This window comes from Serratia sp. (in: enterobacteria), from assembly GCF_046715635.1.
In the GTDB taxonomy this organism is placed as follows: Bacteria; Pseudomonadota; Gammaproteobacteria; order Enterobacterales; family Enterobacteriaceae; genus Chania.
The window spans coordinates 1-10,064 of the sequence record NZ_JBKJYW010000531.1 but is presented as its reverse complement, the minus strand read 5'-3'; the positions used below and the strand labels follow the sequence as shown (position 1 = coordinate 10,064).

At 54.6% G+C, this 10,064-nt stretch carries 8 protein-coding genes and 1 pseudogene; 6 read left to right on the top strand and 3 right to left on the bottom strand.

The annotated features are described in order from the left end of the window. Together ACLQ7H_RS27335 and ssuE are read right to left on the bottom strand one after the other, a co-directional pair. The coding region (locus ACLQ7H_RS27335; protein WP_411755381.1) for a PhnD/SsuA/transferrin family substrate-binding protein at positions 1 to 480 on the bottom strand (480 nt) is incomplete at its 3' end. Between the two features lie 18 nt (positions 481 to 498). After that, the gene (gene ssuE / locus ACLQ7H_RS27330) at positions 499 to 1,077 is read right to left on the bottom strand and encodes an NADPH-dependent FMN reductase (RefSeq protein WP_411755380.1); all 579 of its coding nucleotides are present in this window, start codon (positions 1,075 to 1,077) and stop codon (positions 499 to 501) included. Between the two features lie 476 nt (positions 1,078 to 1,553). Here ssuE and pyrD point away from each other — a divergent pair, with 476 nt between their 5' ends. Both pyrD and ACLQ7H_RS27320 read left to right on the top strand, forming a co-directional pair. Continuing rightward, positions 1,554 to 2,564, top strand: coding sequence for a quinone-dependent dihydroorotate dehydrogenase (gene pyrD, locus ACLQ7H_RS27325; RefSeq protein WP_411755379.1), 1,011 nt, complete (start codon positions 1,554 to 1,556; stop codon positions 2,562 to 2,564). Positions 2,565 to 2,720: 156 nt separating this feature from the next. Then, a complete protein-coding gene (locus ACLQ7H_RS27320; protein ID WP_411755378.1) occupies positions 2,721 to 3,269 on the top strand; it encodes a cell division protein ZapC in 549 nt (182 codons plus the stop codon). 11 nt (positions 3,270 to 3,280) lie between these two features. On the opposite strand, the gene ACLQ7H_RS27315 is transcribed toward ACLQ7H_RS27320, so the two are convergent. After that, a complete protein-coding gene (locus ACLQ7H_RS27315; protein WP_411755377.1) occupies positions 3,281 to 4,384 on the bottom strand; it encodes a YcbX family protein in 1,104 nt (367 codons plus the stop codon). Between the two features lie 104 nt (positions 4,385 to 4,488). Between ACLQ7H_RS27315 and rlmKL the strand changes: the two genes are divergently transcribed. The 4 genes and pseudogenes from rlmKL to ACLQ7H_RS27295 form a co-directional block, all read left to right on the top strand. Beyond that, positions 4,489 to 6,609 (top strand): bifunctional 23S rRNA (guanine(2069)-N(7))-methyltransferase RlmK/23S rRNA (guanine(2445)-N(2))-methyltransferase RlmL, encoded by a 2,121-nt coding sequence (gene rlmKL, locus ACLQ7H_RS27310; RefSeq protein WP_411755383.1) that lies wholly within the window; start codon positions 4,489 to 4,491, stop codon positions 6,607 to 6,609. Between the two features lie 5 nt (positions 6,610 to 6,614). Continuing rightward, on the top strand, positions 6,615 to 8,519 hold the full coding sequence (locus ACLQ7H_RS27305; protein WP_411755376.1) for an ABC transporter ATP-binding protein: 1,905 nt from the start codon (positions 6,615 to 6,617) through the stop codon (positions 8,517 to 8,519). A gap of 119 nt (positions 8,520 to 8,638) precedes the next feature. Beyond that, positions 8,639 to 9,913: a membrane integrity-associated transporter subunit PqiA gene (pqiA, locus tag ACLQ7H_RS27300; RefSeq protein WP_411755382.1), complete on the top strand. Its 1,275-nt coding sequence runs from the start codon at positions 8,639 to 8,641 to the stop codon at positions 9,911 to 9,913. Next, a pseudogene (locus tag ACLQ7H_RS27295) lies at positions 9,900 to 10,064 on the top strand (paraquat-inducible protein B); the annotation flags it as partial. The gene pqiA and the pseudogene ACLQ7H_RS27295, both read left to right, overlap by 14 nt.

Sequence of the window (10,064 nt, the reverse complement as noted above, 5' to 3'; positions counted from 1 at the left end):
CAGGCCGTCCCTTTGCAGTGCCCGCAGTAGCAGGTTGTGTGAGCTGGAGCCTTTCTGGAAGGCTACTTTGTGGCCTTTCAACTCGGCGACGCTATGGATCGGACTATTTTCCGGCACCAGGATCACTTCCGCCTTGGGTTTTGGCGGCTCTACGCCGACGTACAGCAGATCGGCCCCGGCGGCTTGGGCAAAGATTGGCGGGATATCGCCGGTGCTGCCCAGATCGATGCTGCCGACGTTCAGCGCCTCTAGCATCTGTGGGCCCGCCGGGAATTCGATCCAGCTGATGTGGGTGGCAGGAAAGCGTTGTTCCAGCAACTGATGGGTTTTGGCCAACACCAGACTCACTGAACCTTTTTGGTAGCCGATACGAAACTGAGCAGGCGCGCTATCTTGTGCGACGGCAGCATTGGTCAGCGCCAGTGCCATGATGGCGGCCAGCGCACCGGCGTTAAGCCAACTGCGGAAAGAGAGTGGCATGATGATTTCCTTAGGCGGTTAGGTAGTTTGCTGGGTTAACAGAGAGGCGGCGGTGTTTAGCACCGGCGGTTTACGGCGGCTGAGCGCCAGATAAAAACTGTCCAACGCTTCGCTCAGGCGCGCGGCCACCCCATCGGATAGCTGGGCCTGTTCACCGTTAAGCACTATCTGGCCGTCATCGGCAAACACGCCGTGCAGCACTTCCTGGGCTTTCAGCGCCGTCAGCACCGGCTTTAACGCATAGTCCACCGCCAGCATATGGCCGATGGAGCCACCGGTGGCCAGCGGTAAAACCACTTTGTGCTCCAGCGCTCGTTCAGGAAGCAGGTCGAGTAAGGTTTTCAGTGCGCCAGAAAACGAGGCCTTATAAACCGGCGTGGCGATCAATAGGCCATCCGCAACGGCCAGTTGCGCGGCGAAGGCTTTAATATCAGGGCTGTTAAAATTGGCGCGCAGCAGGTCTTCCGCCTGGAAATCGTGCAGGGTATAGGGGACCACTTCCACCTGCTGCTGCTGTAGCCAGCGTTGGCTCAGTTGTAACAGCGCCGCCGAGCGTGAGGGGAGCCTTGGGCTGCCAGCCAGAGAAATAACGCGCATCGCCACTCCTTATATCAAAAAGTTATAAATGTTAAATTAATGTTCGTAAAGTGTTTTAAAGCTAACAGCAAAAGGGGGTGATTTTTAAATCTCTTTTTTTGATTTTGATATGCGTAAAGGGGGAAAAGCGGAGAAATCGCGCCATACAAGGGAAACGATTGCGCTAAACGCGCTTTTTTTGCCTTTAATCAATTCCAATTGGTGAGGGGATACCGGATAATACGCCCCCGGTCTACAGGCCTATCCTGCTGACTTGAGGCTGTCGCTAAATAACCGTTACACCAAAAGCTTGAGGCAGGTGGGAGTCATTGCAGGTTAGCCGACCGTTGAGCGCAGGGATGCGCGATACGAGCCCCCATGGACGGGTTCACGGCGTGTCGGCGTTCTGCATGACTTCCACCTGTTGCACCATTAGGTTCAGCGATTTGACTGCACCCTCAAGTCAGCAGGGTATCACCGGGAAATCAGGAGAGTACATGTACTACCCCATCGTCAGGAAAGCCTTGTTCCAGCTCGATCCCGAGCGCGCACACGAATTGACCTTCAGTCAACTGCGCCGTATTACCGGCACCCCACTAGAGTTTCTTATCCGTCAGTCGGTGCCGAGCAAGCCGGTGAGCTGTATGGGGCTCTCATTTAACAATCCGTTAGGTTTGGCTGCTGGTCTGGATAAAGACGGCGAGTGCATTGATGCCTTTGGCGCGATGGGCTTTGGCTTTGTTGAAGTGGGTACCGTTACGCCGCGTCCGCAAGCGGGCAATGATAAACCGCGTCTGTTTCGCCTGGTCCCGGCCGAAGGTTTGATCAACCGCATGGGGTTCAATAACCACGGCGTTGACAATCTGGTTGAAAACGTTAAAAAATCCCATTTTGGCGGCGTGCTGGGGATCAATATCGGCAAGAATAAAGACACGCCGGTCGAGCAGGGCAAAGACGATTATCTGATCTGTATGGATAAGGTTTATCCGTATGCCGGCTATATCGCGATTAATATTTCATCACCCAATACCCCAGGATTACGATCCTTACAGTATGGTGAAGCGCTGGACGATCTGCTAGCGGCGATAAAAAATAAGCAGGCCCAATTGCAGGCTCGCCATCACAAATATGTGCCGGTTGCGGTAAAGATCGCGCCGGATCTTTCAGAAGAAGAACTGATCCAAATAGCGGACAGTTTAGTTCGTCATAATATAGATGGGGTCATTGCCACCAATACTACCCTCGATCGTAAACTGGTTCAGGGGCTGAATCACTGCGACCAGGCGGGAGGGTTAAGTGGCCGCCCGGTACAGTTACGCAGTACCGAAGTGATCCGTCGTTTGTCGCAGGAGTTGCAAGGGCGCTTGCCGATTATCGGCGTTGGCGGAATTGATTCTCTGACGGCAGCGCGGGAAAAAATGGAGGCCGGGGCAACGTTGGTACAAATTTATTCCGGATTTATCTTCCACGGACCACGTTTGATTAAAGATATCGTTACCCATATCTAATATTTTGCCTTTCATTTTCGACCGGGGGTTTATTTCTGCCCCTGGCTCGTCTATATTTTGTTCGGTAGCGGAATTATCCGATGTTTAAGCAACTTTTCTGGTGATAAAATCGCCCTTTGCGTAATACTCGTTGGCATGTGGTGAGAAGGATAAACAATGAAGATAAAACCTGACGACAATTGGCGTTGGTATTTTGACGCTGAGCACGATCGACTGATGCTCGATTTAGCCAATGGTATGATCTTCCGTTCACGCTTTCCGGCAAAAATGCTGACCCCGGACGCCTTCGCTGAATGTGCGTTTTGCGTCGATGATGCGGCGCTTTATTTTGATTATGAAGAACAGTGCAAACAGATAAAGCTCAGCCATGAACAACGTGCCGAGTTGGTATTAAATGCGCTGGTAGCCTTTCGTTTTCTCAAACCGCTGATGCCCAAGAGCTGGCATTTTGCTCAGCAGCACTATCCGCTACGCCCTAAAAATGGTGAGTTGGCGGCGGTGAAGGTGATGGATAGCGGTGTCGAGGCGCGTTTGCTGGTGGTGGAAGCTGGGGATAATGCCAGCCTGTGCCTGCTGGCACAAAATCAGCTGACGTTGGCTGGGCGTACCATGGTGCTGGGGGATGCGATCAAAGTGATGCACGATCGCCTGAAACCTTGCGTCCCGGATGAACAGTCTGCCCCGGCTTACGACAGGGCAGTCTAAGCAGTCAGAGACTACGCCAGCTTCACATCGCTTTTAGGAATACAGCTGCAACAGAGGATGGTGCCGTTGGCGGCCACTGCGCTTTTCTTCAGCGGCGCAACCTCGCCCTCGACCAACGTTATCTTGCAACTGCCGCAGAGGCCAGCCCGGCAGGAGTAAGGAATGCGAATGCCTTGCTGCTCCAACTGCTCTAACAAGATCTGCTGGTTATTACCGGCAAACACCTTTCCTTGATACTCAATGCTCACGCTGGTGGTGCTGTCCTGCGGTGCCTGCAGGCTTTCGACGACCTTGCCTGCCCCGTAAGGCCGCGGCGGTTTGGTTGACAACACTTCAACGCTATCGCCGACGCGGATAATACCGCTGTTACGGGCAATCATGTTTTGACCAAAGTCGACGTCGCCATTGTCGGCGGTGCGGAACTGTTGCAGCGTACTCAACGGCTCGCCGCTCGGATGTTTGCGACCACGCTCGATGCTGACCGTAGTCAATACGCAGCGGCTGCAAGGTTTTACCAGATCGAACATCACGTCGCCGACACGGATCACCTGCCAACCATCTTCTGCCCAGGCCGGGCTGCCGGTCACCACCAGGTTTGGGCGGAACTGCTCCAGCCTGATGCTGCTTGGGCAACGTCGCTGCAGATCCTGGAACGAGGCTTCATTAATCAGCAGATAAGGATAACCGTCGGCAAAGGAGAGCGGAATTTCAGGGTGCTTTTTTACTCGACGGGTTAATTCAGGTCCAACCCAGCGCAGCTGTACCTCACGCTGAAAATAACCGCTCAGCCAGCTATTGATTGCCACTGGTGCGATCAACGCGGTGAAATGGTTGCCCCACACCTCGGTCGGCTGCGCATCGGGGGCGAAGTCAATAAAGCGGATCGTCGCGCTTTCACCGTCCGGTGCGGTCAGAAACAGACCATCGGCTAACAACGCCGGAGTAAACAGCACGATCTGCGGGTATTGGCGGGCGGTGATGAAGGTTCCGTCTGGCTCGGTGATCATAAAAGAGCGATCAAAAGCCAGGCCATGGCTGGCCACCTGGGCGTGAGAAAGCTGCAAACCCCGTAGTGATTTGACCGGATGAACGTAAAGTCGGGAGAGCGTGATCACCCCTGCCTCCGTGCGATAAATGAAATAGAAGGGAGCAACTTTATGACAAGCGGTCTGGATTAGCTATAATGCGCAACAATTTTCTTTTTGGTGATAAGCACGATATGAACACTCTGTTTGCCAGCACGGCGCGTGGACTGGAAGAACTGTTAAAAAGCGAACTGGAGCGGCTTGGCGCTCACTCCTGCAAAGTGGTGCAGGGGGGAGTACATTTTCAGGGTGACGATCGTCTTCTGTACCAAAGCTTGCTCTGGAGCCGCCTGGCTTCGCGTATTCTGTTGCCGCTGAATGAATTTCGCGTGCACAGCGATTTGGATCTGTACCTCGGTGTGCAGGCCATTGACTGGCCAACGATATTTGGCCTGGATAAAACCTTTGCCGTGCACTTCAGCGGCCTCAATGAAGAGATCCGCAATAGCCAATATGGCGCGTTGAAGGTCAAAGACGCCATTGTGGACAGCTTTACCCGCAAGCTCAACGATCGGCCAATGGTAGAGAAACAGCAGCCGGACATTCGCGTGAACGTTTTCCTGCAGCGTGATATGGCTAGCGTAGCGCTCGATCTGAGCGGTGAAGGTTTGCACCAGCGTGGCTATCGCGATCTTACCGGTCAGGCTCCGCTGAAGGAAAACCTGGCGGCGGCGATCGTCCAACGTTCCGGTTGGCAACCAGGGGCGCCGATGCTGGACCCGATGTGCGGTTCCGGCACGCTGTTGATCGAAGCGGCGATGATCGCTTCCGATCGTGCGCCTGGCTTGCATCGCCAACATTGGGGCTTTACTGCATGGAACGGCCATAATGCCGAACTATGGCGTGAAGTGATCACCGAAGCGCAGGTGCGGGCGAAACGGGGTCTACAAGAAACCCCGTCACGCTTCTTCGGCTCGGATATCGATCGCCGCGTCATCGAAATGGCGAAGGGGAACGCCCGCCGCGCTGGCGTGGCCGAATTGATCACCTTTAACATCAATGACGTCAGCAAACTGACCAATCCATTGCCAGAAGGCCCGGTAGGCACGGTGGTCAGTAACCCGCCCTATGGTGAACGCCTTGAGAGCGAACCGGCCCTGATTGCGCTGCACAATATGTTAGGGCGCATCATGAAGAGTCACTTTGGTGGCTGGCAGCTTTCGTTGTTCAGCGCCTCACCGGAACTGCTCAGTTGCCTGCAACTGCGCGCCGAGCGCCAGTTCAAGGCGAAAAACGGCCCGCTGGACTGCGTACAGAAAAACTACCAGTTGGCAGAAAACCCGCAAGGCGCCGGTGGCGTTCAGGTGGCTGAAGACTTTGCCAACCGCCTGCGCAAGAATCTGAAGAAGTTGGACAAATGGGCGAAGCAGCAAGGGATCGAGTGCTATCGCCTGTATGATGCCGATCTGCCAGACTATAACGTGGCGGTGGATCGCTATGGCAGTAAGGTGGTGGTACAGGAATACGCGCCACCGAAAACCATCGATGCACAGAAAGCCCGCCAGCGCCTGTTTGACGTGATTAACGCCACGTTGGCGGTGTTGGAGCTGCCTTCGAATCAGCTGATCCTGAAAACCCGTGAACGCCAGAAGGGCAAGAATCAGTATGAGAAACTGGCCCAGAAGGGCGAATTCCTGCTGGTCGAAGAGTTCAATGCCAAGCTGTGGGTCAACCTGACGGATTATCTCGATACCGGGTTGTTCCTCGATCACCGCATCGCTCGCCGTATGCTGGGTGAGATGAGCAAAGGCAAAGACTTCCTCAACCTGTTTGCCTACACCGGTACTGCCAGCGTGCATGCCGGGTTGGGGGGCGCACGCAGCACCACCACGGTGGATATGTCGCGCACCTATCTGGAATGGGCGGAGAAGAACCTGCGGGTTAACGGCCTGACCGGTAGACAGCACCGCTTGATCCAGGCAGATTGCCTGTCCTGGCTGCACAATGCCGACGAACAGTTCGATGTGATCTTTATCGATCCGCCGACGTTCTCCAACTCCAAGCGGATGGAGAACACCTTTGACGTACAGCGCGACCATCTGGCGCTGATGAAAGATTTACAACGGATACTGCGCCGTAACGGGACCATCATGTTCTCCAACAACAAACGCGGTTTCCAGATGGATCTGGCAGGTCTGAACGCACTGGGTCTGGAGGCGAAAGAAATTACCGCCAAGACGCAGTCAGAAGACTTTGCCCGTAACCGTCAGATCCACAACTGCTGGCTGGTCACCCACGCCGGCGAAGGAAAATAATTACCATGTCGTTAATCAGCATGTCCGGTGCCTGGCTCTCTTTCAGCGATGCACCTTTGTTAGACAACACCGAAATTCATATTGAAGACAATGAACGCGTCTGCCTGGTTGGGCGCAACGGGGCCGGTAAATCGACCCTGCTGAAGATCCTCGGTAAAGAGATCCCATTGGACGATGGGCGCATCATTTACGAGCAGGATCTGATTGTGGCGCGTTTGCAGCAAGATCCCCCACGCAATATCGGCGGCACGGTGTTCGACTTTGTGGCCGAAGGCGTGGCCGAGCAGGCGGAACACCTGAAGGCGTATCACGCTATCTCGCACCAGGTAGAGTTGGATCCGAGTGAAAAGAACCTGACGCGTATGGCGCAGGTCATGGAAATCCTCGATCACCAGGGCCTATGGCAGCTAGACAGCCGTATCAGTGAAGTCCTGTTGCAACTGGGCCTGAACGGCGATGCGGAACTCTCCTCCCTTTCCGGTGGTTGGCTGCGCAAAGCGGCTCTGGGCCGGGCGTTGGTCAGTTCCCCGCGCGTGTTGCTGCTTGATGAACCTACCAACCACCTGGATATCACCACCATCGACTGGCTGGAAGGGTTCCTGAAAGAGTTCCAGGGCAGTATCGTCTTCATCTCACACGACCGTTCGTTTATCCGCAATATGGCCACGCGCATTGTCGATCTCGATCGCGGCAAGCTGGTGTCATGGCCAGGCAACTACGAGCTGTATCTGGAAAGCAAAGAAGAAGCGCTGCGGGTCGAAGAACTGCAAAATGCTGAATTTGACCGCAAACTGGCGCAGGAAGAAGTTTGGATCCGTCAGGGCATCAAGGCACGTCGTACACGTAACGAAGGCCGGGTGCGTGCTCTGAAGGCGTTACGTAACGAGCGTTCACAGCGTCGTGAAGTCATGGGCACCGCCAAGATGCAGGTGGAAGAGGCGGTACGTTCGGGCAAGATTGTGTTCGAAATGGAAGACGTCTCTTACCGGATTGGTGAAAAAGTACTGGTACAGGGCTTCAGCGCCCAAGTGCAGCGCGGGGATAAAATCGCACTGGTGGGGCCAAACGGCTGTGGTAAAACCACCTTGCTGAAATTGATGCTCGGTCAACTGAAAGCCGACAGCGGGCGTGTGCACTGCGGCACCAAGCTGGAAGTGGCTTACTTTGACCAGCACCGCGCCGAGCTGGATCCAGAACGCACAGTGATGGACAACCTGGCGGAAGGCAAGCAGGAAGTGATGGTCAATGGCCGTTCGCGCCATGTGCTGGGCTACCTACAGGACTTCCTGTTCCACCCTAAACGGGCAATGACGCCGGTCAAAGCGTTGTCGGGCGGGGAGCGTAACCGCCTACTGCTGGCTAAATTATTCCTCAAGCCAAGCAATTTGCTGATCCTCGATGAACCCACCAACGATCTGGACGTTGAAACGCTGGAACTGTTGGAAGAGATGATCGATAGCTACCAGGGCACCGTATTGCTGGTGAGCCACGATCGTCAGTTTGTTGATAACTCCGTCACCGAATGCTGGATTTTCGAAGGCAATGGCGTGATCGACACTTACGTCGGGGGCTACTACGATGCACACCATCAGCGTGCCACCGCCAAGCCGATCCGCACGGTAGCCACCAGCCAAACCAAGGCGGCGGTGGAGAAAAAAACCGAGCAGCCTAAGAAATCAGCAGCCAAACTGAGTTATAACCTGCTGCGTGAACTGGAGCAGTTGCCACAGCGCCTTGAACAGCTGGAAATGGATATTGCAGCCTTGCAGGCACAGGTCAGCGATGCCGGGTTCTTCTCCCGCCCGCATAGCGAAACCCAGCAGGTACTGGCCGATCTTGCCACTGCGGAGCAGGCGTTGGAACAAGCCTTTGCCCGTTGGGAAGAGCTGGAAGCAATGAAAAACGGCTGATCGGTAACGGGTTGCCCGCATGCTGCTGCTGTGGGCAACCCAGGCTGTACCGATGAGCGACACGGTTAAGGAGGATAATGGTGTGTTCCCACGAAAGTCATAAGCAGCAGAGCCATGCGATGCATGGCGAGCGTCAACAGGATAACCTGATACTGTGCCCACAATGCGATATGCTGGTGGCGTTGCCGCCTTTGCTATCAGGCTCCAAGGCCGTTTGTCCCCGTTGTAAAACGACGCTCAGCGCCCGCTGGGCAGAACCGCGTAAACAGCCGATTGGCTTTGCCCTCAGCGCGTTATTCATGCTGGTGTTAGCCAATATCTTCCCGTTTATCAATATGCGCGTTGCCGGTCTGGGTAATGAAATCAAACTGATCCAAATTCCTCAGGTGATGGTGGCAGAAGACTATGCCAGCATGGCCACGCTGTTTATGGTGTTTGTGCAACTGATCCCGGCGTTTTGCATGTTGGCGATCGTTCTCTTGTGCGCCAGGGTGCGGTTGCCACGACAATGGAAGATCTGGATGGCCAAGGTGCTGTTTCAGTTGAAGACCTGGTGCATGGTCGAGATCTTCCTGGCTGGCGTACTGGTCAGCTTCGTCAAACTGATGGCTTATGGTGATATCGGCATTGGCTCCAGCTTTATCCCTTATTGTCTGTTTTGTGTGCTGCAGGTGCGGGCCTTCCAATGTGTCGATCGTCGCTGGCTGTGGCAGGATATTGAACCGGCCCCCTTGATTGAACGCCCGCTACAGGCTGGGCGCACCGGATTGCGTCAAGGCATTCGTTCCTGCTCCTGCTGTACGGCCATCCTGCCTGCACAACAGTCCAAATGCCCGCGTTGTCACACGGTAGGCTATGTACGCCGTCGTCACAGCCTGCAATGGACGATGGCGTTATTGGTCACCTCGATCATATTGTATATTCCGGCGATGCTGATGCCGATTATGATCACCGAGGCGTTGGGCAATAAAATGCCATCAACGGTCATGGCTGGGGTGGTGCTGCTATGGGGAGAAGGGTCCTATCCGGTGGCGATGGTGATTTTCATTGCCAGTATTATGGTGCCCTCGCTCAAGATGTTGGCTATTGGCTGGCTATGCCTGGATGCCAATGGCAAAGGCAAGGCCAATGCCGATAGCGAGCGTATGCATCTGATTTATGAAGTGGTGGAGTTTGTTGGCCGTTGGTCAATGATCGACGTGTTTGTGATCGCCGTGCTTTCGGCGTTGGTACGTATGGGACAGCTGATGAGTATTTATCCAGACATTGGTGCGCTACTGTTCGCCATGGTGGTCATTCTTACCATGTTTGCTGCTATGGCGTTTGATCCCCGTCTAACCTGGGATCGCGCAAATGAAACAATAAAAAAGGAGCCGCAAGGTGACGGAAAGTAATCATGGCGTCGCGGATGTTGAGAAGATCAAGCGCTGGTCGCCGGTGTGGATCATTCCCATTGTCACGGCGTTGATCGGTGCGTGGATCCTGTTTTATCACTTCAGCCATCAAGGGCCGCAAGTGACGTTGGTCACGACCTCCGCCGAAGGG

Coding starts and splice junctions, on each gene's coding strand:
- ACLQ7H_RS27305 (WP_411755376.1), top strand. CDS start 6,615: ATGTCGTTAATCAGCATGTCCGGTGCCTGGCTCTCTTTCAGCGATGCA.
- rlmKL (WP_411755383.1), top strand. CDS start 4,489: ATGAACACTCTGTTTGCCAGCACGGCGCGTGGACTGGAAGAACTGTTA.
- pyrD (WP_411755379.1), top strand. CDS start 1,554: ATGTACTACCCCATCGTCAGGAAAGCCTTGTTCCAGCTCGATCCCGAG.
- pqiA (WP_411755382.1), top strand. CDS start 8,639: ATGCATGGCGAGCGTCAACAGGATAACCTGATACTGTGCCCACAATGC.
- ACLQ7H_RS27320 (WP_411755378.1), top strand. CDS start 2,721: ATGAAGATAAAACCTGACGACAATTGGCGTTGGTATTTTGACGCTGAG.
- ssuE (WP_411755380.1), bottom strand. CDS start 1,077: ATGCGCGTTATTTCTCTGGCTGGCAGCCCAAGGCTCCCCTCACGCTCG.